This is a genomic window from Nitrospinota bacterium, assembly GCA_029881495.1.
Classification (GTDB): domain Bacteria; phylum Nitrospinota_A; class UBA7883; order JACRGQ01; family JACRGQ01; genus JAOUMJ01.
The window spans coordinates 33,421-59,013 of sequence record JAOUMJ010000009.1; the positions used below are offsets into that span (position 1 = coordinate 33,421).

The 25,593-nt window shown below is 48.0% G+C and carries 33 protein-coding genes; 8 read left to right on the forward strand and 25 right to left on the reverse strand.

Translation table 11 applies throughout. The features are described 5' to 3' along the window. Positions 1–641: 641 nt before the first annotated feature. Both OEY64_05740 and pyk read left to right on the forward strand, forming a co-directional pair. The gene (locus tag OEY64_05740) at positions 642–806 is read left to right on the forward strand and encodes a hypothetical protein (GenBank protein ID MDH5542447.1); all 165 of its coding nucleotides are present in this window, start codon (positions 642–644) and stop codon (positions 804–806) included. Between the two features lie 213 nt (positions 807–1,019). Further along, positions 1,020–2,441: a pyruvate kinase gene (gene pyk / locus OEY64_05745; GenBank protein ID MDH5542448.1), complete on the forward strand. Its 1,422-nt coding sequence runs from the start codon at positions 1,020–1,022 to the stop codon at positions 2,439–2,441. Between the two features lie 7 nt (positions 2,442–2,448). Here the strand turns inward: pyk and OEY64_05750 are convergent, their stop codons facing one another. The 15 genes from OEY64_05750 to OEY64_05820 all read right to left on the reverse strand — a co-directional run bounded on the left by OEY64_05750 (position 2,449) and on the right by OEY64_05820 (position 13,090). Next, a complete protein-coding gene (locus OEY64_05750; GenBank protein MDH5542449.1) occupies positions 2,449–3,660 on the reverse strand; it encodes an alpha/beta hydrolase in 1,212 nt (403 codons plus the stop codon). 122 nt (positions 3,661–3,782) lie between these two features. Then, positions 3,783–5,045: an MFS transporter gene (locus tag OEY64_05755; GenBank protein MDH5542450.1), complete on the reverse strand. Its 1,263-nt coding sequence runs from the start codon at positions 5,043–5,045 to the stop codon at positions 3,783–3,785. A gap of 116 nt (positions 5,046–5,161) precedes the next feature. Further along, a complete protein-coding gene (typA, locus tag OEY64_05760; GenBank protein MDH5542451.1) occupies positions 5,162–6,988 on the reverse strand; it encodes a translational GTPase TypA in 1,827 nt (608 codons plus the stop codon). 94 nt (positions 6,989–7,082) lie between these two features. Continuing rightward, positions 7,083–8,732 carry a response regulator gene (locus OEY64_05765; protein ID MDH5542452.1) on the reverse strand — a complete coding sequence of 550 codons (1,650 nt, stop codon included), beginning with the start codon at positions 8,730–8,732 and terminating at the stop codon, positions 7,083–7,085. After that, positions 8,725–9,141 carry a hypothetical protein gene (locus tag OEY64_05770; protein ID MDH5542453.1) on the reverse strand — a complete coding sequence of 139 codons (417 nt, stop codon included), beginning with the start codon at positions 9,139–9,141 and terminating at the stop codon, positions 8,725–8,727. The genes OEY64_05765 and OEY64_05770 overlap by 8 nt, the downstream gene beginning before the upstream one ends. Further along, on the reverse strand, positions 9,138–9,551 hold the full coding sequence (locus tag OEY64_05775; GenBank protein MDH5542454.1) for a hypothetical protein: 414 nt from the start codon (positions 9,549–9,551) through the stop codon (positions 9,138–9,140). The genes OEY64_05770 and OEY64_05775 overlap by 4 nt, the downstream gene beginning before the upstream one ends. After that, positions 9,548–9,970, reverse strand: coding sequence for a hypothetical protein (locus OEY64_05780; protein MDH5542455.1), 423 nt, complete (start codon positions 9,968–9,970; stop codon positions 9,548–9,550). Before OEY64_05780 ends, OEY64_05775 begins: the two co-directional genes overlap by 4 nt. Next, positions 9,942–10,145: a hypothetical protein gene (locus OEY64_05785; protein MDH5542456.1), complete on the reverse strand. Its 204-nt coding sequence runs from the start codon at positions 10,143–10,145 to the stop codon at positions 9,942–9,944. Before OEY64_05785 ends, OEY64_05780 begins: the two co-directional genes overlap by 29 nt. Positions 10,146–10,147: 2 nt before the next feature. After that, the gene (locus tag OEY64_05790) at positions 10,148–10,537 is read right to left on the reverse strand and encodes a hypothetical protein (GenBank protein MDH5542457.1); all 390 of its coding nucleotides are present in this window, start codon (positions 10,535–10,537) and stop codon (positions 10,148–10,150) included. A 37-nt stretch (positions 10,538–10,574) separates the two neighbouring features. Beyond that, on the reverse strand, positions 10,575–10,955 hold the full coding sequence (locus tag OEY64_05795; GenBank protein ID MDH5542458.1) for an STAS/SEC14 domain-containing protein: 381 nt from the start codon (positions 10,953–10,955) through the stop codon (positions 10,575–10,577). An 86-nt stretch (positions 10,956–11,041) separates the two neighbouring features. Next, the gene (locus tag OEY64_05800) at positions 11,042–11,233 is read right to left on the reverse strand and encodes a HAMP domain-containing protein (protein MDH5542459.1); all 192 of its coding nucleotides are present in this window, start codon (positions 11,231–11,233) and stop codon (positions 11,042–11,044) included. After that, a complete protein-coding gene (locus OEY64_05805; protein MDH5542460.1) occupies positions 11,230–11,637 on the reverse strand; it encodes a hypothetical protein in 408 nt (135 codons plus the stop codon). The genes OEY64_05800 and OEY64_05805 overlap by 4 nt, the downstream gene beginning before the upstream one ends. Then, complete coding sequence (locus tag OEY64_05810; GenBank protein ID MDH5542461.1) at positions 11,634–12,044, reverse strand: hypothetical protein; 411 nt, start codon at positions 12,042–12,044, stop codon at positions 11,634–11,636. The genes OEY64_05805 and OEY64_05810 overlap by 4 nt, the downstream gene beginning before the upstream one ends. Before the next feature lie 136 nt (positions 12,045–12,180). Beyond that, positions 12,181–12,585, reverse strand: a complete 405-nt coding sequence (locus tag OEY64_05815) for a hypothetical protein (GenBank protein ID MDH5542462.1) — start codon at positions 12,583–12,585, stop codon at positions 12,181–12,183. A 118-nt stretch (positions 12,586–12,703) separates the two neighbouring features. Next, positions 12,704–13,090 (reverse strand): hypothetical protein, encoded by a 387-nt coding sequence (locus OEY64_05820; GenBank protein MDH5542463.1) that lies wholly within the window; start codon positions 13,088–13,090, stop codon positions 12,704–12,706. A gap of 252 nt (positions 13,091–13,342) precedes the next feature. Here OEY64_05820 and OEY64_05825 point away from each other — a divergent pair, with 252 nt between their 5' ends. Further along, positions 13,343–13,879 carry a hypothetical protein gene (locus OEY64_05825; GenBank protein ID MDH5542464.1) on the forward strand — a complete coding sequence of 179 codons (537 nt, stop codon included), beginning with the start codon at positions 13,343–13,345 and terminating at the stop codon, positions 13,877–13,879. Positions 13,880–13,931: 52 nt separating this feature from the next. Here OEY64_05825 and OEY64_05830 read toward each other — a convergent pair whose 3' ends face one another. Further along, on the reverse strand, positions 13,932–14,951 hold the full coding sequence (locus tag OEY64_05830; protein MDH5542465.1) for a hypothetical protein: 1,020 nt from the start codon (positions 14,949–14,951) through the stop codon (positions 13,932–13,934). A gap of 253 nt (positions 14,952–15,204) precedes the next feature. Here OEY64_05830 and OEY64_05835 point away from each other — a divergent pair, with 253 nt between their 5' ends. The 3 genes from OEY64_05835 to OEY64_05845 all read left to right on the forward strand — a co-directional run bounded on the left by OEY64_05835 (position 15,205) and on the right by OEY64_05845 (position 17,300). Further along, positions 15,205–15,981 (forward strand): FliA/WhiG family RNA polymerase sigma factor, encoded by a 777-nt coding sequence (locus tag OEY64_05835; protein MDH5542466.1) that lies wholly within the window; start codon positions 15,205–15,207, stop codon positions 15,979–15,981. Between the two features lie 105 nt (positions 15,982–16,086). Continuing rightward, on the forward strand, positions 16,087–16,740 hold the full coding sequence (locus tag OEY64_05840) for an endonuclease III (GenBank protein ID MDH5542467.1): 654 nt from the start codon (positions 16,087–16,089) through the stop codon (positions 16,738–16,740). A gap of 92 nt (positions 16,741–16,832) precedes the next feature. Beyond that, a complete protein-coding gene (locus OEY64_05845; protein MDH5542468.1) occupies positions 16,833–17,300 on the forward strand; it encodes a J domain-containing protein in 468 nt (155 codons plus the stop codon). A gap of 35 nt (positions 17,301–17,335) precedes the next feature. Here the strand turns inward: OEY64_05845 and OEY64_05850 are convergent, their stop codons facing one another. After that, a complete protein-coding gene (locus OEY64_05850) occupies positions 17,336–18,241 on the reverse strand; it encodes an NAD(P)H-binding protein (protein MDH5542469.1) in 906 nt (301 codons plus the stop codon). 79 nt (positions 18,242–18,320) lie between these two features. On the opposite strand from OEY64_05850, the gene OEY64_05855 reads away from it, so the two are divergent. Then, complete coding sequence (locus tag OEY64_05855; protein ID MDH5542470.1) at positions 18,321–19,040, forward strand: hypothetical protein; 720 nt, start codon at positions 18,321–18,323, stop codon at positions 19,038–19,040. 113 nt (positions 19,041–19,153) lie between these two features. Here the strand turns inward: OEY64_05855 and OEY64_05860 are convergent, their stop codons facing one another. The 4 genes from OEY64_05860 to mgtE all read right to left on the reverse strand — a co-directional run bounded on the left by OEY64_05860 (position 19,154) and on the right by mgtE (position 22,099). Further along, positions 19,154–19,654, reverse strand: coding sequence for an ATP-binding protein (locus OEY64_05860; GenBank protein MDH5542471.1), 501 nt, complete (start codon positions 19,652–19,654; stop codon positions 19,154–19,156). Between the two features lie 210 nt (positions 19,655–19,864). Then, the gene (fliE, locus tag OEY64_05865) at positions 19,865–20,164 is read right to left on the reverse strand and encodes a flagellar hook-basal body complex protein FliE (protein MDH5542472.1); all 300 of its coding nucleotides are present in this window, start codon (positions 20,162–20,164) and stop codon (positions 19,865–19,867) included. A 9-nt stretch (positions 20,165–20,173) separates the two neighbouring features. After that, complete coding sequence (gene flgB / locus OEY64_05870; GenBank protein ID MDH5542473.1) at positions 20,174–20,593, reverse strand: flagellar basal body rod protein FlgB; 420 nt, start codon at positions 20,591–20,593, stop codon at positions 20,174–20,176. 150 nt (positions 20,594–20,743) lie between these two features. Then, a complete protein-coding gene (gene mgtE / locus OEY64_05875; protein MDH5542474.1) occupies positions 20,744–22,099 on the reverse strand; it encodes a magnesium transporter in 1,356 nt (451 codons plus the stop codon). A gap of 230 nt (positions 22,100–22,329) precedes the next feature. Here mgtE and rpmB point away from each other — a divergent pair, with 230 nt between their 5' ends. Continuing rightward, positions 22,330–22,572, forward strand: coding sequence for a 50S ribosomal protein L28 (gene rpmB, locus OEY64_05880; protein MDH5542475.1), 243 nt, complete (start codon positions 22,330–22,332; stop codon positions 22,570–22,572). Positions 22,573–22,798: 226 nt separating this feature from the next. Here rpmB and OEY64_05885 read toward each other — a convergent pair whose 3' ends face one another. The 4 genes from OEY64_05885 to OEY64_05900 all read right to left on the reverse strand — a co-directional run bounded on the left by OEY64_05885 (position 22,799) and on the right by OEY64_05900 (position 25,581). Beyond that, positions 22,799–23,113, reverse strand: coding sequence for a metalloregulator ArsR/SmtB family transcription factor (locus OEY64_05885; protein ID MDH5542476.1), 315 nt, complete (start codon positions 23,111–23,113; stop codon positions 22,799–22,801). A gap of 141 nt (positions 23,114–23,254) precedes the next feature. After that, positions 23,255–24,607, reverse strand: coding sequence for a sigma-54 dependent transcriptional regulator (locus OEY64_05890; protein MDH5542477.1), 1,353 nt, complete (start codon positions 24,605–24,607; stop codon positions 23,255–23,257). Next, the gene (locus OEY64_05895; GenBank protein ID MDH5542478.1) at positions 24,608–25,009 is read right to left on the reverse strand and encodes a LapA family protein; all 402 of its coding nucleotides are present in this window, start codon (positions 25,007–25,009) and stop codon (positions 24,608–24,610) included. 56 nt (positions 25,010–25,065) lie between these two features. After that, positions 25,066–25,581 (reverse strand): hypothetical protein, encoded by a 516-nt coding sequence (locus tag OEY64_05900; protein ID MDH5542479.1) that lies wholly within the window; start codon positions 25,579–25,581, stop codon positions 25,066–25,068. Positions 25,582–25,593: the final 12 nt, after the last annotated feature.

Consider the following 25,593-nt stretch of genomic DNA (forward strand, 5'->3'; position numbering starts at 1 on the left):
ATTTGTAACCCGCTGAATTATAAGGCGCAATATTTAACGGATGTCAGGCATAAGTTATCCACAGACAAACTGTGGATAACTTTTTCGAATTCCAAATTTAAAGATAAAAACCGCAAATCTTGATCGTTATTTTCGAAAGATTTTTTCGTTTTATATCAGATTGAAATAATAGGACATATAACGCTGACCGATTGGACAGCAATATGTCAGTCTAGAATCACGGGCCAGAGGCGCTTTTATTTGAATTTGGATATTACGGCATTCAATATATAATATATAATACTATAAAACCGACAAAGATACCCAAATGAAATAGATTTGATATACTCGTAAAATAATCAGTGAGTTAACAATTAAAAGTAGAAGGAACGCCATTCCCGCCGCCGTTCTGCGGTATATACATCATATCCTACTAAAATACTAGAGATGCTAATACAGGTAGATGCGCCATATACGTATCGATTGCGTAGCAACGTTTTAGGAAAATGTAACGTATGTGCCTCTACTTCATAAAGTGAAGATAGCTATAGTATTGAAATCTAAAGCATTTTTCGTTGGCACGCCAGTTGCAACTTATCTATCACAAGACATAAGAAAGGCTGAAAAGCACAAACATTAACAAAACATCAGGAGGTTTCAAAATGAGAAAAGTAACTGCTTCAGTATTGGCTCTTGCATTGGTCGTTGTTCTCGGTGCAGGCGCTTCGCAGGCAATTGAGCTTCGCGGAAAAAATATACTGGTTGGCCAGGACGCATTCAGCTGGATGATTTACAACACCAGCACGAATCTTTGGGATAAATACTAATTCCCAAAGAGCCAGGCTCAACCAAGAAAATAGAATACACAACCAGCCGGAACCCTGGAATCGCATCATGACTTGCACATACGGGTTCCGGCATTTTTTTTATAAAGCGTCCTGAATCCGGGACCTCATTCCCCCTTCTCCGCCGAATAGTGCGAGATATTGATTCCCAATCGGGAGTACTGGTATCCCCACTTTTCCTATAGACTAGGTACAATGAAAAAGACCAAGGTAATTGCCACCCTCGGGCCGGCATCGAACGATTCGTCTACCATTAAAAAAATGATCCTTTCAGGAGCAGACATCTTTCGGATTAACGGGTCGCATACCCCGAGGGAGAAGATAGGGGGGATCACATCACTTATCCATTCCATTGGGAAGGAGCTTCAACGACCAGTCGCGGTGATGCTCGATCTTCAGGGCCCAAAGATCAGGGTAGGGGAATTTCCGGGTGGGAGCATGACCCTAAAAAAGGGTGACAAGGTGATACTCCAGACCACATTGAAAAAGGGGGACGGGACGTTCATACCGGTTCAATATCCCGAGTTCCATAACGACGTTGAGGCAGGATGCCGCATACTTCTCGACGACGGCAATCTTGCGCTCAAGGTTATCTCCAAGAAGGGGAAGAGAGTTGCGGCCAAGGTTCTTTTCGGCGGTGTTCTTAAAGACAAGAAGGGGATAAATCTCCCCGAAGTTTCCATATCGGCGGAACCGATCACCAAGAAGGATTACGGCGATCTCCAGGCGGGGCTGGAAGCGGGGGTCGATTTTGTCGCCCTCTCCTTTGTGAGGAGCGGCGGCGATATCGCCAAATTAAGAAAGAGGATCAACAGGACCTCGCCATCGGTCGAGATAATCGCGAAGATAGAGCGCCACGAGGCGGTTGCAAACATAGCGGAGATAATTTCCGAGGCTGACGGGGTGATGATAGCCCGCGGAGATCTGGGAGTGGAGCTCCCTGCCAGCAGGGTTCCGGTCATTCAACTCGATATTTTGCAGAGGTGTTTCTATCTTTCCAAGCCGGTGATTGTCGCAACGCAGATGATGGAGTCGATGATCACCAACCGGCGCCCAACACGCGCGGAGGTATCGGATGTGGCCAACTCGGTTCGGGCCTACGCCGATGCGGTAATGCTCTCCGCCGAAACAGCGACAGGGAAGTATCCGGTCGAGGCTGTATCGCAGATGACCGCCGCCGCTCTTGAGATGGAGAGGTACCAGCATTCGAAGCACAGGATACCGCCGTGGGAGTGGAGGCGCGAGATGCTCCCCCCGACCGATAGGGCGATAGCCTACTCCGCCTGCAGGCTTGCGGAGCTTCTGTCAGCGAACGCTATTATCGCTATCACCGAGTCGGGGCACTCCGTGAAGCGGGTTGCCTCCCCTCATCCGAACGTGCCGATCTTCGCTTTTACCCGGCACGAGGCGACGATGCGAAAACTTTCGCTGGTGCGTGCGGTCACCGCGTTCCATCTCGAATTCCAGAACGGATTCTATAAAACAGTTTCCGAGATCTTTAAAATCCTCAAGAAGAAAAGGTTTTTAAAGAACGGCGATAGAGTGGTTATCACGTCCGGCATACGAATGGGGGTAAAGGGGAGCACAAATCTTTTGGTAGTGGAAGAGGTGAAGTAGATATTCCCTATTGCGTGTTATCGATGAACCTGTCGATATCCTTTATCAGCTTGTCGTAATTCGGATTGAACGTAAGGCGGCGCAAAACATATTTATATTGGTTCATGATCCCGGTTTCGCCGTACCAGATGTCGCGCCCCCCCTGCCTACATTCCAATAATTTCTTTGGATTTTCCAGATAATGGATACAGTAGGCGTAATCACCGTATCTCCCGTAGTGAGGGTCATCAGGAGGAATTGTAATGGATACATGGGAGATGTCGGCTATATGCTCATCCGGAAAAAAACTGTTCACCGCGAAAAGGCGTAGATCGCCAAACCTCTGTTTCTTCGGAGATACCATATATACATATCCTCTGCTTTTCGGGGATGTCGCGCTTTTTTTGAAAAAGCGTATCGACTCCCATGGGTCGACTGTCGTATCGTCAAGTGAAATGACCATGAAAACGGGGGTATCGATCTCCTTCCCGCTCTGAAGAAGCATTTTCACTTTTCTGGTTACTTCGTATACCTGAGCGACTCCATTCATGCTTATTGATTCATATTTTGCGTAGTCGGCGTCTTCATGAGTAATCAGCCAACGCTTGTAAAAGGAGACCTTTTCCGCGAGCGGGGTAAATATTGAGTTGATCCTTACCGCCGGAGAAAAGAGGAATATCCCTTTGAACTCCCCTCTGTGCTTCAGCGCAGAGTGAATGGAAAGGGTGCCCCCTGTGGAGTAGCCTCCGATAAACAAGTTATCCACCCTGTTGCGAAGGCGATAGACGCCGTATTCGGTCGCCTTTAGCCATTCCACGTGAGAGGTGTTGATGATATCGGCGGGAACCGTTCCATGTCCGGGGAGGAGGATCGCCCTAACGAGAAAACAGCGGGAATGAAAATGTTTTGCTATGCTTTTTACAAGGTATGGCGAATCGAGAAATCCATGGATAAGCAGAATTCCATTCTTATATTTACCAGGAGCCTCCTGGGCGCATTCTTTACCAGGTAGGAGTTCGAAAGGTGAGACTGCATCCATTATCTTTTCAAAGTTTTCGTCATTTAGGTCAGTTCGTGCCTTGGCTATCATCCGCTCACTCTGCTCGATGTACTCCTTAAACGGCTGTTGAGGTTGCGAAGTGAATTTAGTGTTGAGTCCCGATTTGAAATACTGTTTCGGAGTGGAGGAGCATCCGGCAATGATCAATGCCGTCAGAACAAGGAATGAATAGTACCGCATACTGTTACATCGGCATTTTTGGTAAATCACTTGATTACCGAATTGTGATTTGCAGGTTTTATTCAAAGGTTAATTTGGCCCATGTAAATGTTGTGCCAGCAAGTTTAAAAAGAGGGTGTGTTTTACGCTTTGCCCGTGTTGTCGTCCACGAAGTAGAGGAGTGTGCCTCCAGCTATGATGAGGAGACCAGTCGCCATGATGCCGAGCCGTACGCTTCCGGTGAGAAGGCCGACCGATCCCATCAGTACCGGACCGAGTATCGAGGCGAGTTTTCCAAGCGCGTTGTAGAATCCGAAAAATTCACCTGCCTTCTCAGAGGGGATGAGTCTGGCAAAAAACGCGCGGGAGAGTGATTGCACACCGCCGATAGCAATTCCGATTGCTCCGGCCAGGAAATAGAACTCCCATGACGAGGACATGAAGTAGCCCCATATTACCGCGATCGTGTATATGGCAAGGCCGGGGTAGATCCCTTTTTTCGGGCCATATTTTTCACCGATAATTCCGAAGAGATAGGCGGCGGGAAAGCCTACGAATTGAGTGAGAAGTAGAGCCGATATGAGGGTATCGCTTTTAAGACCGATGTCGATACCGTATGCGACAGCCATTTTATTCACCGTGTATACCCCATCTATATAGAGCCAGTATGCGAGGAGAAAAACGAAAACTGTTTTATGCTGGCGTATGCTTTTGAACGTTTCTGCCAGATGTTTAAACGCGCTCTTTACCAGAGCCGCACTGTAAACTACACCTGTCCGCGGCTGTTCCGTTACGAAGAGGAGTAGGGGGATGGAGAATATGGCCCACCATATCGCCACGGAGGCAAACGACCACTTCACCCCTTCGGATGAATCGGCAAGGCCGAAAGTAGCGGGTGAGAGGACCATCGCTACGTTCAGAGCGAAGAGGAGCCCGCCACCCAAATAGCCGAGGGAGTAACCGATTGCAGAGACACGTTCCAGTTTATCTTTTGGAGAGACGTCGACTATCAGGGCATCGTAAAAAATGTTTGCGCCGGAGAATCCGGTGATTGCCATGATGTAGATGAGGAGTGCAATCTGCCAGTTTCCCTTGGCAATGAAAGGGAGCACGCCGGTCATGACTATCGCCATTCCGGCAAAAGCGAGAAGATGTTTTTTCTTGAACGAGCCTTTGTCGGCGATCGTTCCCAGCACGGGGGCGCATATGGCCACTAGGACGGAAGCGGCTGAATTGGCGGCGCCGAGCCAAAAAGTGCTCTCCACGGCATCGGCGTCCGCGCTCCAGTACTGTTTGAAAAAGATCGGGAAGAAACCAACTATGACAGTGGTGGAGAAAGCGGAGTTTGCCCAGTCGTAGAATGCCCACGAGAGCATTTTACGGTTGTCATTCGTGGAAGAGAGCATCGACACTTTTAGTCCGTTTTTCCCGGCAGTCCCAACATCGCATGATATTACCCGGTCAGGCTCAGGTTGGCAAAAAAGGTTATCGGGCCAAATCGAAAAGGACCCGGATAAAACTGCTATGCAGAAGCAGCTACTTTTTTGCTTCTCTTTCTGTCCTCTTCCTTCAGATGACGTTTCCTGATCCTAAGCGCGTCGGGAGTTATTTCAGCAAGCTCGTCGTCGTTAAGATATTCAAGGGTCTGCTCCAGCGACAGTATTCTTGGAGGTGTGAGCTTTATCATATCGTCGTTTCCGGCGGCGCGGGTATTGGTAAGCTTTTTTCCTCTGCATACGTTTACGACCATATCAACCGGTCTGTTGCATTCGCCGACGACCATACCTTCGTAAACATCCACGCCGGGGCCTATGAAGAGTTCGCCCCTGTCGGAAAGTTTTTCAAGTGAGTAGGCGCTCGTCTTCCCTTCGTCCATGCTGATAAGGACTCCGTTTGAGCGGGAAGGGATCGGCCCTACCCACGGAATGTAGTTATGGAAAGTATGGGTAATTACGGCGGTTCCCTTGGTTTCGGTTTGCAGTTCACCGTAAATTCCAAGAAGGCCGCGGGCCGGTATCGTGAATTCGAGCCTCTGCCTGTTATCCGGCATCGCTTCCATGTTTTTAAGTTCGCCTTTTCTCTTGCCGAATTTTTCTATCACCTTTCCGGCGAAATCTCCATCGACGTCGACAATGGCAAACTCCTCAGGTTCAAGTCGTTGCCCATCCTTTATATGCGTGATAACTTCCGGTTTTGACACGGAAAGTTCGTATCCTTCCCTCCGCATCGTTTCGATAAGGATGGAGAGATGCAGTTCGCCCCTGCCGGATACCTTGAAAGAATCCCCTTCGGTACCTTTTTCATATTTCAGGGCGAGATTGCTCTTTACTTCCCTTTCGAGGCGTTCCTGCAGATGCCGGCTGGTAACCTTGTCCCCCGACCTTCCGGCGAATGGGGATGTGTTCGGAGAAAAGTTCATTGAAATGGTCGGTTTGTCTACTATGACCGCGGGTAGAGGCTCCGGCATGTGAACATCGGCAAGGGTTTCGCCTATCTCGAATTCCTTGCACCCTGCAAGCATGACAATATCCCCAGCCAGTGCGAATTCGGCCTCTTTTCTGTTCAGTCCTTCAAACGTAAATATTTTCACAATAGGGGATTTGATTATGTTCCCTTTCAGGTCGATTCTTGCTATCTCCTGGCCCACCTTTACGGAGCCGCGGTTTATCTTTCCAATAGCCATCCTTCCGAGATAGTCGCTGTATTCGGCTGATGTAATAAGCATCTGGAATGTCCCTTTTTCATCAACTTCCGGCGGGGCGACCTTTTCCAGTATTGAATCTAGGAGAGGTTCCATGTTTGTTCCCGGTTTTGTATGGTCGAGCATTGCGAAGCCACCTTTTGCCGAGGAGTAAACTGTGTGGAATTCTAGCTGTTTGTCGTTGGCCCCAAGAGAGCCAAAAAGGTCGAATACCTTGTTCAGCACCCAGTCCGGTCTGGCATCGGGCCTGTCGGTTTTGTTAATGACCACTATCGGAGCAAGGCCGAGCTTCAGCGCCTTTTGCAAAACGAATCTTGTCTGGGGCATCGGGCCGTCAACGGCGTCTACCAGAAGGAGTGCGGAATCCACCATACCAAGAATTCTTTCCACCTCCCCGCCGAAGTCGGAGTGGCCTGGGGTATCAACAATGTTTATCTTCACGTTCTTCCACCGTATGGAAGCGTTTTTCGAAAAGATGGTTATTCCGCGTTCCTTTTCAAGGTCGTTTGCGTCCATTACGCGTTCGTTCACTTTTTCGTTGGCGCGGAAGGTTCCCGATTGTTTCAGAAGGGCGTCGATCAATGTGGTTTTACCGTGATCAACGTGTGCTATTACGCAAATGTTTCTAATCTGTTCCTTATGGGACATATATGTTGCTCCAATATGATGGTGTCTATACCAATAGTCTAAAAATAATTAATCGGGAAGTATAGCACTTTTTGAAGACGATTGTCGAAAAACGTTAGATCAGGTATCGCCTTATCCTTGGAATGAAATCGTTGATAACGATCGGTTTTGTAGCGAAGTCGTCGGCGCCCAAGCGTACTACTCTGTCACGTGTTTCCATATCGGAATTCGAGGTAAGAATTATGACCGGTGTATGGGCTGTATCGGGATTGCTTTTAATGAATTCAAGAACCTTCAGACCGTCCGTCTTCGGCATCTGCAGGTCGGTTATCACGAGGTTTGGTTTATGTTTGGCAATTTTTTCCATAGCTTCTTCACCGTCATTTGCTTCGAGTACAACAGTGTTCAGGCTTAATATTCTTCCGCGAAGGAGCGTGCGGATAAATTCCTCGTCATCGACAATAAGTACAACCGGTTTCACTTCAGGCAGTTTCGCGGTAAAAACGCTTCCCTTTCCAGGTTTGGAATCGATCTCCAGCACACCGCCATGCGCAAGCATGATGTCGTAACTAAGGGGGAGTCCCAGCCCTGTGCCTGTTTCACCGGCTGTACCTTCTGTTGATGTTTTCCGGTCGTAACTGAAGAGATGATTGATCCTCTCCGGTTGTATGCCGGGCCCGGTATCGGAAACGGCGATTGCGCAAGGATCCCCTTCCGGCACGAAGATCCTGATGGTATCCCCCTTTGCGCAGAATTTAATAGCGTTGGAAATAAGGTTTTGTATCACTTCCTGAAAAAGGGCTTCATCCGCGTATATGCGGGTACGCGTAGGAATTTCATGTTTAAGTATTATCCCCTTTTTCCCGGCGAGAAGTTCCAGATCGTGCGAGACCTTTAACGCAATAATTGAGGCGTCCAGAAACCGCAGTTTTGGCGATATCTTTCCGCTTTTAATGCGGCTCACGTTGAGAATTTCCTCTATGAGTTTTATCATGCTGTTTCCGCTTTTTATGGCCCGCGCAACGATATCCCTCGAAAAGTCATCCAAACCTGCGTTTTTGCCATCGTTCAATAGCTCAAGGAATCCGATCATTGTGGAGAGCGGAGAGCGAAGATCGTGCGCCACCAATGAGATGAATTTATCTTTTAACTTTGTGGCTTCTTCAGCTTCGTTTTTCGCGAGGCGCAATCTTTCTTCGTTTTTTTTCCTTTCGGTTATATCCCTTATTATCGAGATAACACCTTTTTTGTGTTCCTCGTATTCAACGAAGCTTGATTTGACCTCAACAGGAACGTCATTGCCGTTTTTGCAGACAAGTGTTCCCTCAAACAGCGATACACTACCCCCTTGGGCGTCTTTCAATGCTTTATCGGCAAGCTTGTACTGCTCTTTGGCGATGAAGTCGGTAAATTTTTTCCCTGAAAACTCCTCAAATTCATGCCCGATGATTTGAGCTAACTGCCTGTTCGTTTCGACTATATTTCCATCCGCGTCGGTAAGACATATCCCGTCCCGCGCGTCATGCACCAGTGTGCGGTATTTGTTTTCGGATACTATCAAGGCGTCTTCCGCTCTTTTTCGCTCTTCTGTAATTGCGGAAAGCTCCTCGGCGAGCATGTTAAGTCCCGTGAGGATCGCGTCGAGATCGTTTCCTTCATCGGAGGGAATTCCGCGCGCGTCAAGTTCGCCGGCGGCGAGACGGAATATGAGGTCGAGAATGTTGTCCATTCCCTTTTCCGATAGATGTTTTACCATTTTATCCATTCCTGAATCCTTCCAGCCATTCCAACGCGCTCTTTTCGGAGGTAAAAACCTTGGTGGGGATAACGGATTTTCCAAGGGATAAAAAGAGGTTTCCGAATAGGCGGCTTAATGTTGATTGAACCAGATAGGCTGAAGCAATGCCGGCTCTTGGTCTATCATCTCTTCCAAAATATTTTCGCACGTCCCTTGGAAATGTTTTCATGCTGCGGATATCGATAAGTGCCGGGTAAAGTTTTCCCTTTGATTTCTCAAAGATAAGTTCGATAAGTTCCCTCAAGTCGCTAACGGTGCCTTCAACATCCTGTTTGACAAGTATTCTAAGGATTCCGTCCTCCTGAAACCAGAAGATCGCGATCCTGGTTTTAAAAACCGAAATCCCTTCGGGTGGGGAGATTGAATCATGCGTCATTTAAAGACCTCCAGCCATTCGATCGCTTTTTCTTCAGATGTAAAGAGTCGTATAGGGTGGTTTGGCCTGTTGAAACCGATAAAGAAATTCCCTATCAACATAGATACTTTGGAACCTCCAAGCAGAGCGGCGGCAACTAAGGAAACGGCGCGTCCTTCGTTTTGATAAATGTTGCGCGCACTCTTCGTAATCGATCGTATATTGCGTCCATCGACTAGAATAGGGCATCTTTTATTTTCCTCAATATTCATCTGATTAATGAAGGAAAGCATCGCTTCCACGTTTTCCTTCGCCGTGTCTTCGGTCTCCTCCGCGCTGGGCAAAAAAGTCTGGCGTAAAATTCCATCTTCGCCAAGTGAAATGTTGGACGTTTTGGTGAGTATGTCCGGCAATTTATTCTTGTTTTTCATATGAATCCTTTCAACCAGTGTACCGCCTCCAGCTCGGAAGTAAAAATGCGAAAAGGCAATGTGGGTTTATTGAATTTCAGAAAAAAGTTTCCAATAACTTTTGTGGCTGGGGATGACGTTAGCAGTGCTACCGAAGACCCGAAATTGGCTACTTCCTCCCCCGCATAATATTCACGCGCTTCCCTTGTGATTGATTTCAGTTGGCGGATGTCTATCAGCACCGGGCGTTTTATCCCTCCGCTTGCCTTCCAGACAGTCGCTACATTTTCCCTTGCGTGTTCAATCCTTTCCTCGGCTCCCTTGTGGTCTACCATCCAGATTATTCCGTTTTCGTCGAGCCAGATGTCGACTGTGTCGGTAACATGCTTGTCATAAGTTGTCATATCGGTATTAGTTGTTGCTGCCGGATTTAAGTTCATTTTTTGCCTTTAGTTCTTCTATAAGCATGTTGAGAGCGGTAATTACGGCGTCAAGTTCGTCCCCCCTGGAAGAGGTATTGCCGCGAACATCGTAATTGCCGCTAGCAATATTGAATATCAGCATGTATATCTCCTCAAGTTTGGGATTGTTTGATATTCTTGTCTTATATTTCACTTTTAAATTCCTCTCAGCCAGATTAGCGCGTCTTTCTCCGACGTAAAGAGTTTGATAGGGTATGTGGTCCTGTTGACCCTCATGAAGAAATTTCCTATTAGCCTGGTAAGTGGAGAGTCGACCAGTATGGCGCAAGCTTTGGTTATTTTGCTGGCTTCTTCCCCCGCGTAATATTCGCGCGCTTCCCTTGAAATCGAACTCATGCCTCTGCAATCTATCAGGGCGAGAGTTTTGCTGCCTCCGCAGAGTTCCGCGCAGGCGGCGATATTTTCAATAGCATCGGAAAGGCTCTCTTTTGAGTTCGGAAGGTTTACTCGGCGGCCGATGCCGTCGTCGCCAAGCCACTGCCTGGCGGTACGGGTAGTTATTATTCGGCTGTTGACGTTATTCATGTTCATCCAGAGATATGTCTTTTAATCTTTTTCGTTTTCATATGAAAAATCCCTTCAGCCACCCTGTTGCATCATTTACGTTTTGAAAAATCTTCAGCGGGTAGCTCGGTTTGTTAAGTCCTAGAAAGAAATTCCCTATGACACGCGTTGTGGACGATTCGACAACTAGCGCCACTGCGTTACCCACGCGAGGCCTGTCGTCACTTGCGAAATATTGCCGAGCTTCCCTCGATATGGATTTAAGTTTGCGTATATCGATGCATACAGGCAATATTTCCCCGCCCCTGATTTTCAAAATGGTGCTGATTATCTCCTCTGCGTCCGCCAGGTCAACCTCGGCGTTTTCGTTTATATTTACGCGGCTGATATTGTTTTCATCTATACAGATGCAACTGACGCGCGTATTTATCGTATTCATTGTTTTCTGGGTAGTTGGTTGCTAAATTCATTAATCTGAATCACCGATACCCTTGTTTCAATTTGAAAGTCCCTCATATGATTATCCTATTTTTCAGTTTCCTGTTTTGCTTTAAGTTCTTCAGCCAGCATATTAAGGCCGGTGATAATTGCATCCAGTTCGTCCCCTTTGTTGGATACTTCTGCGCGAGATTCCAGATCACCTTCGGCAAGGTTCATAATGAGGTCGATTATCCGGTTGAAGCGGGGGTCATTCTGATTTATTTTTTCCATCTTCATTTGAGGAAGCCTCCCAGCCATTGGAGCGCCGCGTTCTCGGTGTAAAACAGTTTTGTAGGGATATTCGGTCTGTCAATTTTCAGGAAAAAATTTCCGATAGCTGATGTCAGCGGGGAGCCGACCAGAATGGCGCATGCCGGCCCCAGTTCCTGGGCGATGGATGCGTAATGCCTTCGCGCTTCACGGGTCGTGGATTTTATGTTTCTGATATCCGCAAGCGCGGGGTGTATTTTTTCAGGCGATAATTTCTTTACGGCGGATGAAAAGGCCTGGGCGTCCTCCAAGGTTTCATTTGAGTCAGGGCGGTTTACACAGCGGATTATCCCGTCATTACCAAGCCAAATGGACGCTATGCGCGTTTGGATGACTTCGGACGCAATGTTCATGGTATTTTCAGTTGTCATTTCATAAATCCTTTAAGCCATTTCATTGCCGACGCTTCGGTATGAAAAAGTCTGGCAGAAAAATCTGGCTTATTGATTTTCAGGAAAAAATTACCGATGGCGGAGCTCATCGGAGAGCCGACCAAAATTGCGCAGGCAAGACCGATATATTTTCCTTCCTTCGCGAAATATGCGCGCACCTCGTGATTTGTCTTTTTCACGTTTCTGATATCAATTAGCCCGACGGAATTGCCGCCTGGAGCAAATTTTTTCAAGGCGTCGATAAATTCCTTCGCATCATCCAGCGTCTGCTCCTCCCCGGGGAGAAATTGCGACCAGACGATGCCGTAGTCGTCGCTCCAGATTTTCCATACGCGAGTTTTTACTACCTCTTGCGTATCTTTTTCCTGGGCGGAATGAGGACTCATTGCATGCGCCTTTCAACTATTTCTCTTTTGATGGTTAGCGTTTTTGATATTGTAAAAATATTCTCTAACAAACATCCTTCAGATTTTGCCCGTTTAAAGATCTCGTTGGCAAATACCATCGCAGTATTCATTTCCATCATTCCATCCCCAAGAGCCAGTCGGAGGCTTTTTCTACGCTGTGAAAAAGCTTGACCTTATAAAGAGGGGTGTTTACCCGAATGAACATATTGCCGATTACCGCGGTTATGGGAGAGCCTACAAGAATAGCGCACGCGCCTCCGTTGGCCGCCTCGAAAACCTCCTTGCTTGCGTAATAGTCGCGTGTCTCCTTGTCTGTAGATTTAAGCCCCCTGATATCTATAAGAGTATGGTGTTTTTCATTGCCGGTGATAGATCTTATCGCCGATATCATTTCCCTGGCATTTTCAATCCGTTCTACGACTCCTTCTAATACCGTGTACCTGATTATCCCGTTATCATCTCTCCAGACCTTTCCGTTTCTGAGAACGATTTCAGTTTTTTCAGTTGAACCATTCAGCACGATAATTTCACCCTTCCGGATTCAAAATTATTTCTGGCAGACTGTTCATATGACTTCGAATCTTTCATGTCATGTTGTTTGGATTGTATCTTCTGACTGGAGGTCATGCGAAACTTCATTATATGAACCCTTTCAGCCATGAAATTGCGGAGGATTCGGATGAAAATAGTCTGAGCGGGAAAATCGTCTTGTTGATCCGCATATAGAAATTCCCGATTACTTTTGTTAGCGGGGAGCCGACGAGGATTGCGCACGCTTTGGTTACCTCAGCGGTTTCCGGTCCGGAGTAGTATTCTCGCGCGTTTTTGGTAATCGATTTGATATTTCTGATATCTACCAGCGCGACCCCTTTTTTTCCATCCATCAACCTTGCTCCAGCGGCGATATTTTCCATGGCGTCCTTCAATGCTTCTTCGGCGCCAGGGTGGCTTTCCATCCTGATGATTCCGTCATCTCCCAGCCAAATTCTTGTTGTGCGGCAGTGAACGTCAACAGCTACCATCATATTTTGAGGTTCCGTTTGTTTCTCACTATCGAAATGATAAGTATATTGCCTGATTAAGCATGCAAATGTTACATATTGTTTCAGAATGCTGTAAGGAACCTCTCCTCTCTTTCTTATAATATAGTTGCATTTTAGCAGTTTAGGAAGATTTAGGCATCCTGAGATTCATTTTGGGAAAAGAGGGAATTCGGTTACAATCTCTTAATACTACTTAAATTTTCACCTATTAACCTTTTTCAGGAGAAAACAGCATTGGAAAAACTTGATATCGAATCGGTTAGGTGGGGGCTTGTTCTTGCGTTACTGAGCATACTCATGGGGGTTTACCTCGGAATACATTTCGGGAAGAGCGAAGATGACATCAAGAGTTACTTGAAAGTAAAGGCCGCCGCCTCGACACATTTCGCCGACGATGAAGCGAAAATAGAAAATGCTGTCGCTGACGGCTGGAAATATCTCAAGCGTTCGCATGAACATTTCCAGGGCTTGGGCGCGATATCGATCGGGCTTATGTTTGTCATTGCGGGGAGCTGGCTTAAACCACTTTTTAAAACGCTTTTATCCATTGGTGTCGGTTTGGGAGGTTATATTTATCCCCTTTTCTGGTACTTGGTGGCCTACAGCGTTCCGGAGGTGGGGAAGCATGCCGCAAAGGAATCACTCGCTTTTATGGCGCAGTTCGGTGCGGGTCTTTTCACGGTTTCGTTTTTCTGCGTGTTCCTCGTGGTTCTTCTGTACGCGATTTTCCGGGATGATCTGCCGTCCTTTGTAGAGCCGCTCAGGGAATAGTTTCCGGTTATTTTCAAATTCATAGCCTCCGCCACAGGGCGGAGGTATTTTTCTAAAAGAGAGCCGCTTTTAAAGTCTCTATTGCTGTGCTTGAGAGTCCGGCCATTACAGGGGCAAAGAGGATCGTTATATTTGCGAACGATTCTTTGAGTGAAATGAACACCCCGTTCTCCTTTAGCCATTGAGTTCTATGCTCGGGAGTGCCAGCGGGATTTTCCAGATAGTAGATGGAGTCCCCCCTCAATTCGAAAATATATGTTGCGGGGACATACATGGAAAGCAAAAGCATGGTGTAAAAGAAACCCTTTACCGAAGTGTGTGCGTTAACTATTTCGGTCATCGCTTTTGCGTAGTTTCCGGAGATGAACATCTGTGAGGGGAGTGACGCGATCCATCTGTCCGCGAAATATATAGCCGCTACTCCAGCTACAAGAAGTGAAGCGCCAAGGTAGAGGAGAACCATCAGTCTTTTTCTCTGGATCCTCAGGTGTTCGATGATCCTGCTGTTGTCACCGTCGGTTTTTATAAGAACGGCGCAAAAGGCCGAAATAAGAAGAAATATCGCGAAGATCGAAATGCCAGACTGCAGTCTATTGATCATCTGTACGTTGACCTGCGAATATTTTTCAAGAGTGGACAGAAGGTTTTCGATAAGCGCGTATGATCTATAGGTTTGGGAATTTACATAAAAAAGAACAATCCCCGGCACCAGGATAAGCAAGAAGGCAAGGCGAGGTCTGCTGATGTCTGCCTCTGCCAGGGAGGCGTGGATAAAAATACAGCTGACAAAAATCGTTGTAATGAAAAAGAAGGTGACCGTAAGTTCAGAGAAATAGTATAGAAGGCGGTTTTTAAACTCTGTCGCGATTATCTCCGGGTCGGTTGCGAATTTTGCGAAGGTTGGTATGTCAATATCGTTGCCTATATTTGCCAATCTGAAGGATGGATCTGCAAGATTTATCGCCGAGGTAAAGATTGCATCAAGGATGAAGACCGTGATCGCGCCGAGCGCCGGGAGAAACATAACCGGCTGTCTGGAACAAAATGAATATAGTGATTTGAGCTGTTTCAATATGTTAATTCCCGGTACAGAAAAAAAAAGAATTCCCCAGCGACCCGCAGGCAACACACGGTGAAAATTATACCGAAAAGTGATTAATCTAGCAACTATGCAAAAATAGCAGTATTTTATAAATCTGAATTCATTGATAAAAGGGGAGTTCTTTTGAGTTTTAACGGTTTTGTATTCGTGCCGATACTGCGAGGAAACAGCTTTACTATTGAAAAAATAGAATTTATACTTTCATAAACGTTAGAGGTATATATTGAAGAAAAGTTATTCACAGCCCCCGGTAGGTTTAAAACTAGGTACGAAGGAAGCGGACGTCCTTATCGAGGAATATACTCCGCTGGTCAAGTTTATTTCACACAGGATAGCTGTACGCCTCCCCCCGCACATTGAGCTGGATGATCTGATAAGCGCCGGCGTCATGGGGCTGATAGATGCTATCGGAAAATTCGATCCTACCAAGGAGACCCAGTTCAAAACATACGCCGAAATAAGGATACGCGGCGCTATCCTGGACGAATTGCGCGCGCTGGACTGGGTACCGCGTTCCGTCCGCCAGAAAGGTACGGAGATCTCAGGCGCATATGCCATTGTTGAACAGCGTCTCGGGCGCCCTGCCGAGGATCATGAGGTTGCGGCGGAGCTAGGATTTACGCTAGAGGATTTCCACAAGCTTCTGGCCGACTCACAGGCGATGCCGATACTCTCCATAGAAGAGCTGGGCGGTGTAAACAAGGATGGCGAGAAGCGGGACATCATGGAGATAATCGCCGGGTCTACCGATAACGATCCCCAGATACTTGCAAGGCTCAATGAGGTTCGAACGATCATCGCTCGCGCCATAGACCAGCTCCCCGAAAAGGAGAGGCTCCTTGTTTCACTCTACTATTACGAAGAGCTTACAATGAAAGAGATAGGGGAGGTTTTGGGTATTACCGAATCCCGCGTATCACAGCTCCACACACGCGCCGTGATGAGGCTGAGGGGCAAACTTCTGAAATACATCAGCGATGATGACGACCTGCGCGATTAGCCAGGTTTTTCCTTTTTCTTTCTCCGATCTTCCCACGCAACATGACTTCCCGGGGCCGGTGATTTCCCTTCTCATGCCGAGCGGGATAGCCTTCATATAACGATAATGGAACGCTTCCCGATAGATAAAGTCGTGAATATCCTTCGCGAGGAGATCCCGAAGTACAAGGAGCCGATAGTCGGGAAGTACGCGAAGGAGCGCTCCCCGTTTAAGGTGCTGATATCAACTCTTCTATCTCTCCGCACGAAGGATCAGACCACTGCCCCGGCATGCGACAGGCTTTTCGCCGTGGCAGATTCACCGGAGAGACTGGCGGCGCTCCCGCCATCGAAAATAGAGAAGCTCATCTACCCGGTAGGTTTCTACAAGGTGAAGGCGCGGACAGTGATATCGGTTTGCCGGGTACTTCTCGAAAAATATGACGGCCGGGTGCCCGATTCACTCGACGAGCTTTTGACCATCAAGGGGGTAGGGCGGAAAACCGCCAATCTCGTAGTTACGCTGGGGTATGGGAAGCCGGGTATCTGCGTGGATATCCACGTCCACAGAATTTCAAACAGGTGGGGGTACATCAAGACCGCCGTGCCGGACGAATCTGAGTTTGAGCTGAGGAGGATCCTCCCGAAAAAGTTCTGGATCGAATACAACGACCTTCTCGTTACATACGGCCAGAATCTTTGCGTCCCGGTCTCTCCGTTCTGTTCGCAATGCAGGATAGAGCGGTATTGCAAAAAGGTCGGGGTAAAGAGCAGAAGGTGAAGCAAAACAGCTTCAAAATTACAAAGCCGGAATTAGCATGCAGGTTTTCAAATTTTAGGTTTATCATAAAGTGATAAAGGTCGGAGTTGTTCATGATTGATTACTACAGGATATTGGGTCTAAAGCCGGGCGCCTCGCTTGGTGAAATAAAGAAAGCGTATCACAGGTATGCCTTTCATTTTCATCCCGACAGGAACAAGGAGAAGGGGGATCTTTTCCTTGTTGTAAGAGAGGCTTATGACAAGCTTCTTCATATGGCTGGCGACGACGAGGAGAAAGTGAAAAAGGGAGAGCGGTCCCCTGGTAAAACGGAAAAAGAGCCGCATCATGTGGTTTCCAAGAAACCGAAAAAAGCGGTTCACAACATGTCGTTTGTCAGGGAGAAAATAAAGAAAAGAGCCTCGGTGAATTTTTACAAGCACCGCGTTCAGAAGGTTATCCTCGAGCATAAGCAGTGCGTTGTCTGCCGGGGTTATGGCGTTGTGGAGAACAGGTTTCATCTCGCGGAGAACTGCGAAATCTGCGGCGGTACAGGCAACCACAAGGCGATCCTGAAATAATCAGCGACACTTCACGTTCACTTTCAGCCTGTTTTTCACTCACCTTTGAGGTAGGAGATATTTTCCCTGCTAAACCGTAGAGGTTCTATCCCGAAAGATTTGATGTATTTCGTTTCGGGTACGACGTTCCCCTCCACCAGCATATCCGTCTGGTCCACCGTTGCGGGGAAGTGTGAAAACCGCCCAAGTAGCGAGACCACGGGGCGAACGAGACCGTAAGGAACTGGGAGTTTTATCCGCCGGTTGATACCCGCCCCGTCGCAGATCATATCGAGCAGTGTGCGATAGTTGAACCTGTCACGCCCCCCCAGATGGTAAATATTCTCCCCGAAGCCTCCGTTCTCCACTGCAAGGGAAAATACCCTCGCAACGTCCGTTACATGAACAGGCTGCATCTCGTAGCGGCCATTACCGAACAGTACGGCGACCGGGGAGCTTTTTAGGACGCCTAGCATCTGTGTGCAGAATTCGGTTGCGCCTGCTGGCGGTTTGCCGAAGATTAACGATGGCCGGAATATCGTCAGTGAGAGGCGAGTCGACATTAAAAATTCCTCACCTCTAGCCTTGCTGGACTGGTAATTTGAAACGCCGTTCATTCTCGCGCCGTTCGCGCTCATCTGAACCCATCTCGAAACACCCGACCTTTCCGCTTCGTAGGCAAGGTTCTTTACCGCTTCGAAATGGAACCTTTCGTACGTTATCCCTCTAGCAGGAAATTCGCGGATTATCCCCACAAGGTTGATAACGGCGTCGCAATCGGCGGTTTTTCCGGCGATGCTTTCGGGATGAAGAAGGTCGCCCGAAACGGTTTCTACCCCTTCGCTCTTCGGGAAGCGGCTCGTATTCCTCACCAGAAGGCGAACGTTATGTCCCCGGTTGAGCAGTTCGGCAACCAGGTAGGAGCCGACGAAACCGGTTCCCCCCGCGATGAAAATTTTCATATATTTTCCTGGAGTATAATGTGTAAACAGCTTTTATTTATTTTAGCACCGTAAAGGGTTAAAATCTCACCGAGGGACTATGGAAACAAACGAAAGACAGAATACAACCAGCAACGATATTGTGGATATAGTCGGGCTCCTCGAATCGGGCTGGCAGATATACAGGAAGAGCTGGAAAAAGTTTTCGGGAGCGTCGTTCCTTTTTCTCCTGATATTCATCGGCGCTTCGCTCATTCACGATTTCATCGGCCTTCTTTTCATGGGGCCGATGACCGCTGGAATTTTTCTTTTCACCGGCGAAATGATCGCGGGGAAAGATCCGCAGCCGTCGAGAGTGTTCGAAGGGTTCAGGTGGTTTTTGCCGTCGGCGATCGCGAATCTGGTGATCTCGGTTTTTGTCATTCTCGGTCTCTGGCTTCTTCTCATTCCAGGTTTCGTGTTTGGTGGGTGGTATCTTCTCACATACCTGTTCATCATCGACCGGGGATTTGATTTCTGGAGCGCAATGGAATCGAGCCGGAGAGTCGCGTTTCGGGACATGCTCGGGATGACGCTCTTCTATGTAGCGCTAGGGGCGATCAACGTAATCGGCGCCTTGCTCTTCGGAATCGGGATACTGATTACCTTCCCTGTTACGACGATAGCGACCTATCTCGCCTATGAGAAGATGGTAGGGGTGGAGAGTATCGGCAAAGGAGAAGAGCCTACCACGATGCCCGGTTCGGGTGAGACAAATTTTGCGGAACCTGTAGCAGAAACTAAGAGCAAGGCCGAGGGAGAAGAACAACCGGGGCAGTAGCTCAGTTGGGAGAGCGCAGCGTTCTCAATGCTGAGGTCAGGAGACCGAGCGAGAGTGACCGTTTATTCCATGTATTTCCATTATTAAAGATGGATCTATAAATTAATCTTGTCTTACTCTTTTTCAGGGACTTTGATTGCGTGGCGAAGCTCCTCTTCAGAAGGTGTTTCAAAAATGGTTTCGCAAAAATCAAACTGACCCCTTGTAACAGTAAGGGAGTAGGTATCCCCTTTATCCTTATTTCGAGCTGATACACGTTCCCACCTGGTAACTACATTTACTTGAAGATAATGAAGCTGTGGCATTGATCCAAATTCTTGGAGCGCGTTAATAAACTTTTTCCTCTGAGCCAGCGCAAAAAAACCAAGGTCCAAAACGATTTCAATTTTAAGTTTAATCAGCTCTTTGCATAAATAAAGAATTTGTGTTTCGCAACGGTTAACTCTCTCAATCATCCATTGGTATTCAATTGGGTCCTGTATATCTGGACCGTATAGATTTTGCATCCATTCATCAATGGAAAACCGGGCTGCCCCAATGTTTTTTGCCAGTTCAAAAGAGTATGTAGTTTTGCCGGAGCCGGTAGGCCCGCATATCAGGTGCACTCTAGTCATAAAATATTTCCTTTAAAGGGAAATCCGTTTGCCTGCCGTGATTCTATTTAAGGTATTTAGGATTATAAACAAAGCACACACAATATATAGCAAATAATAGTGATTGGCTGTTCGTTTAAAGAGGGGGGTAGTTTAGGGCGGGATGGGGGACCCGCCCTAAACTTTATATTGAGGGTGGCAGTTAAGTGTGCTTATTGACTTTGATTTCTATTAAATATTCGTCCTCATGATCTCCTGGTACGCTTCTATCGCCTTGTTGCGTATCTGCAACGTCATTCTAAAGGCGAGGTCGGCCTTGGAGATGTTGATCATCGTTTCGTGTATGTTCTTGTTCCTCCCAGATGCGAGGTCTTCCACCGCGCGGTCGGCGTTTATCTGGAGGTCGTTTACTTCCTGCAGAGAATCTTTCAGTACGTCACCGAAACTCTGCCCGCTCACTTTTTGTTCTCCCGGAGCGGGGAGTTTCAGGTGCTCGCCTAGAGGTTTGAAGGAATCAACTCTCAAATTCATTTTCTATTCCTACCTTGTTTCCGTGACAGCGGCCCTGATTATCCCGCCGCGTTTAGTCATCACTGTAATTGCCGCGTCGTACGCGATCTTTGTTTCTGAAAGGGTCGTTACTTCCTTGTCGAGGTCTACGTTGTTACCGTCTATCCTCCCCTGCGAAAAATCAATGGTCAGCTCCGGTTCCATCGAATTGAAATCCGGCTGTTGCGGGGAGATATGCTTTGAATGCGTAGCTTTTATCTGCAGAAAATCGGTAGAGGTGACGCTTTGAAGGATGCTTTCAAACTCGACGCTCTTCGCCTTGTAGCGGGGGGTCTCGGCATTGGCAATATTTGCCGCCGTCATAGCCGCTTTCTGCGAGTTGAAATCGAGGCTCTTCTTTACGACTTTCGGAGCCCTGTCACTAAATAGCAAATTGTTTATAAAACTCATAATTACCTCTGCCCGCTAATAGAGCAACAACTATGCCAAGTTAAAGCGGTATATAAATCAATGAGATAGAGGTTTATGGCTATATATCAGGTGACAGAATTTCCTCAAATTTGCGGACAAACCGTCAAAATGTGGTCGCTATCAAGGAGTTCAGATAATCAGATGTAAAAGGAGTCCTGCGAAAGAGAAGTAGATAATCAGCGAAGAAATATCGACCAGGGTGAGGACTATCGGTCCCGCGCCGAGCACGGGGTCGAGTTTCAGTTTTTGCAGAAGTATCGGGATGAGCGTACCTATGGTCGATGCGGCGCACATAGCGAAGAAGAGGGATAGACCAACGATTATCCCAAGTCCGGGATTTTGGTTCAGCCCCCACGCGATGAAGCCTATAAGTGTTCCGCAAAAGGTTGCCATAGCGAGGCCGACCCAGAACTCCTTGATGATGAATTCAAACATTCCGTCAGGGTCAACCTTGCCGAGCACGAGGCCCCTTACGACGATAGCCGAGCTCTGTGTGCTGACGTTTCCGCTCATGCCGGTGATAACCGGGATGAAAGCGGCGAGCGCGATGACATGCACCAGGGGGGCACCCATCATTCTGATTATCCCCGCCATCAGTATCCCCCCAGAGAGGGAAGAGACAAGCCACGGGAGGCGGTATCTTGCGGCGTTGATCCATGACCCGTATTCAAACTCCTCGTCGTTCGTACCTGCCATTTTCAGAAAATCTTCCGTACTCGCTTCGGTGATAACATCGAGCACGTCGTCGTGGAGAATTCGTCCCAGCAGTTTTCCGTTTTCGTCGGTAACCGCAAGGGAGATGAGGTCGTATTTCATAAAGGTGTTCGCAACCGCCTCCTCGTCGGCGGTGACTGTCACGGATATCGGATTCTTATCCATAATTTCACGAATGGCGATCTCCGGTTTGTAGAGCGCGAGTTTGCTGAGCGGAACAATGCCGACAAGTTTTTCTTCCCGATCGGTGACGAAAATAAAGTGGTACTCTTCTATCTCTTCGATCTTTGACCTTATAAGCTCGACTGCGTCGCCACATGTCTGGTCTTCCCGCAGGGAAACCATCTCGGTCTGCATTATTCCTCCCGCTGTCTCCTCGTGGTACTGCAGGAGGTGGCGCACTTCATGGGAGTCCTCCACCGGAAGGTTATCAAGAACTTTGACAGCCTCTTCCTCCGGCAGGTCTGCCACGAAGTCGGCCGCGTCGTCGGAATTCATCTCGCTCACGATGCCGGTGAGCTGTTCCGTGCTCAGTTTTTCGGTTAAGAGCTCGCGTGATTCATCGGTGAGGTCTATCAGAATTTCGGAAGCTACTTCTTTCGAGAGTACGTTGAAAAGCTTTACGGACTCATCCTCTTCAAGATGCTTCTCTATGATCTCAACGATATCGCCCGGATGTAGCTCCGCAACCAGCGAGCGGAGTTTTTCAGGGCGGTCAAGATTCGCGATAAGGATTGCGATATTGTCGTCATTGATCTCAAAGTCCGCCATTGGTTGATTATATTCCTTGCCAGCCTCTTAAATACAGCGGAAAAGAGAAAGGGACAGGTGCAATGAGGTAGTAATATCAATATGTTGCGCGCAGAAAGCGGGATATATAAATTTAAATATGCATAGGTTTGGCAACGCGTTCGTCATGTTGGCAAATATTATCGCTTTACTATGTGGTGCGGTACGTTGTAGAATTCCTGTTTTTATATCGAAATGGAGACCATAAAGACATGGCAATGATATGTGAAGTATGCGGAAAAGGGCCGATGTTCGGCAACAACGTCAGTCACGCGCATAACGTGACGAAGAGGCGTTTCAATCCGAACCTTCAGTCCGTTCGCGCACTTGTGGATGGAACTGTAAGGAAGATGAAGGTTTGCACCAACTGCATTAAAAGCGGGAAGGTGACAAAGGCTCCGAAACGCGTTATTCCTCTGAAGGTTGCTACGGAGAAGACCGCCGCAAAAAGCTGACCCTCAAAAAAGTTCATACCAGAAACGGGTAGACCCCCATATTTCCCTATACAGAGCGTATGGGGTACGTCTCCCATTTCCCTCCCATGAAACAGAGATAGATCCTTCCCGAATGCCTTTTAAAACAGGCGAGGGAAGTGATCTGATCTGTATTGTCTAAGCTATTTCATACGGATGAAAAGGGGTTGAAGGGAGCGTTATATCTACTCGGGAGCGTGGCGTGCTTTTATATCACTTTTACTTCAAGGCCGAACCGGGAGAGGTAGTAGGTCATCAGCGCGGCGATGTTTTTCCGGTTGATGGAGTAGTAGATCTCTTTCCCCTCCCTTTTGGTCTCAATGACGCCCGATTTTTTCAGCACGGCGAGGTGATGGCTCACCGACGGCTGTTTCATGGAGAAGTGGGTGCATATCTCCGATACGTTCATTCTCCGCTCCAGGAGGAGTTCTAGGATCTTCATCCTGTGCTTGTCGGCAAACCCTTCAAAGAACGCGCGTATCTGCGTGTCGATTTTCTTTTCAGTCTCTTTGATCTTTGCCACGTCGGATATGATACCAGAAGGGATGAGGCTTGTTACAGTTCCATTCCTCTTTCGGTTTTTTTGATAACTCCGACATCCTTCTCATTTCATACGCATTATGTGAATACGCCCCAGGCAAAAGCCTCTGCTACCAAGTAGGAGCTACTTCAGTTTGCTGGAGAGGGTGTTGCGGTTTATGCCGAGTAATTTCGCGGCGGCTATCTTGTTCCCCTTCGTTTTTTCGAGCGCCTTCCTTATCAGTTTCCCTTCAACCTCTTCCACGACGCGTTTGTAGATACTCTCTCCCCCTTTTTCGATCTCGCGCGCAAGCCAGACATCCAGTTCGGCGGGGGATTCCTCTTCCGGCGGTGAAAAGCTGGAGGGGAGAAGTATGTCATCGTCGGTCATTACGATCGCGCGAGTTATCGTGTTCTGCAGTTGGCGTACGTTGCCCGGCCACGCCCTTTGCGAAAGTTCATAGAGCGCGGTATCTGATATTTTCTTCCCTTCGCCGAATTTTTTCGTGAAGTAGCGAGCCAGTATTTCTATATCCTCGATCCGTTCACGAAGCGGGGGTACCTTTATCGAGATGACATTCAGGCGGTGATAAAGATCTTCGCGGAACTCGTTCTTCTCCACCATTTTCTTAAGAGGTTTGTTGGTCGCGGCGATGAACCGCACGTCGACTTTGTCAAAGTCATTTCCTCCGACGGGGGTGATCTTCCCCTCCTCAAGGAAGCGGAGAAGTTTTGCCTGCATGTTGAGCGGGGTGTCGCCTATCTCATCCATGAAGAGCGTTCCGCCGTGCGCTTCGCGCAAACGCCCCGGCCTCTCCCTGTCGGCACCGGTGAACGCGCCTTTAACATGTCCGAAGAGCTCGCTTTCGATAAGGTCCTTCGGAACGGCGGCGCAGTTCAGCGTGACGAACGGTTTTCCGGTCCTGTCGGAAAATTCGTGGACGTTGCGCGCGACAAGCTCCTTGCCGCTTCCGCTTTCGCCGGTGACGAGGACTGTGAATTTGGATGAAGCCGCTTTTCCGATCTTTTTGTAGAGCTTCTGCATCGCGGGGCTGTTGCCGATTATCTCGTAGTCGGTCTCGTCGACCGGCCTTGTGTAGGGATCGAGTTTGGAGGATGAGATGAGGAGCCTTCTCTGCTCCAGCCGGTTCAGGATCTCTTCTATCTCTTTCAGGTCGAAAGGCTTGACGAGGTATTCAAAGGCCCCTTTTCTCACGGCGCGGATGGCGTTCTTCATCGTCGATTCTGCGGTCATTACCACGCTTGTCCCTTTGGCGCCTTGCTGTTTTATCCATCCAAGCAGGTCGAGACCGTTTCCGTCGGGCAGACGGATGTCGAGGAAGTGTAGTTGGTAATGGGTTGCTTTCAGGGCGGTCTTCGCGTCCTCAACTCTTTCTACAGCATCGACGCTGAATCCTCTGCCGGTGAGGAATTTCGAGAGGACGAAGCGTATCGACGATTCATCTTCGACTATCAGTATTCTGCCGGCGTTTGGCATTTAGTCTTTCGAGTCGGAGGGATCCTCGCGTGATTCATGCCCCGGTAGAAGTTTTGAGCCTGACGATTTGGCGGATGTTTCGGCATGTTCATCTTCGATCTCATCCTGGATAGGTTCAGGCGGGATCTTTTTGAAATTGAGAAGTTCCTCGTCCTGCTGTTTTATGCGCCTGCTGAGTTTTTTGATCGTATGTCTCAGTTTAATCTGTTCTACAAGGGTGACCAGGGCGGTAATGATCGAGCCTATCGCGGCGGCACCGAGCACCGCGAAAGAAAACGGCATCGGCCCGATGGTTTTATCAAGGTAATATTTGATGATGACGCTTGGCTCCATATTCTGGAGAGCGAACAGAACCAGTACTATCAGGATAGCAAGTGCGAATAAAAATTTCAGTGCAACCACAAATTTCCCTCCATGTGGTTATCAGCGGGATACATATTGACCGAACCGGGAAAATTTCACCCCTTTTTCTTTCCGGTTCCAGAATCGCCTTTGCCACCTTTGGGCTCTGATTTTGTTTCTCCCTTGGGAGGCTCTATATCATCCTCATCCCGTTCTTTGCTTTTTTCTTCCTTTTTTGGGGCTTCCTTGCGTGCTGCGGAAGGCTTTGAGACTGGTTCATCTTCCTTCGAAAGGGCGCTTTTCGTTTTTTCCCATACGGAGGAAACTTCGGTTGCCATTACATCGCGCTCCGAAGCGGCCTGGATTTTCAGCGACTCAAGTAGTTCGTTGATCTTTTCGATTTCCGAATCAATACCGTTAATTTCTTCGATAATCATTTTTATCTGGTCGTTTTCAGCATTGACAGGCTGAGATGCCGCCAAAAGGTTGAATGCATTCTGTCCCAGCCGTGTGAAGGCATCCTCTTTTTTGTTCTTGAAACTCACCTCTCGCAGTTTTAAAAGGACTATATCCTTCTGTTCCTTTGTCTGTCCAAGAAGCAAGCCGCCTATTTTTTTAACGTCTTCCCACATGATATTTTTCTC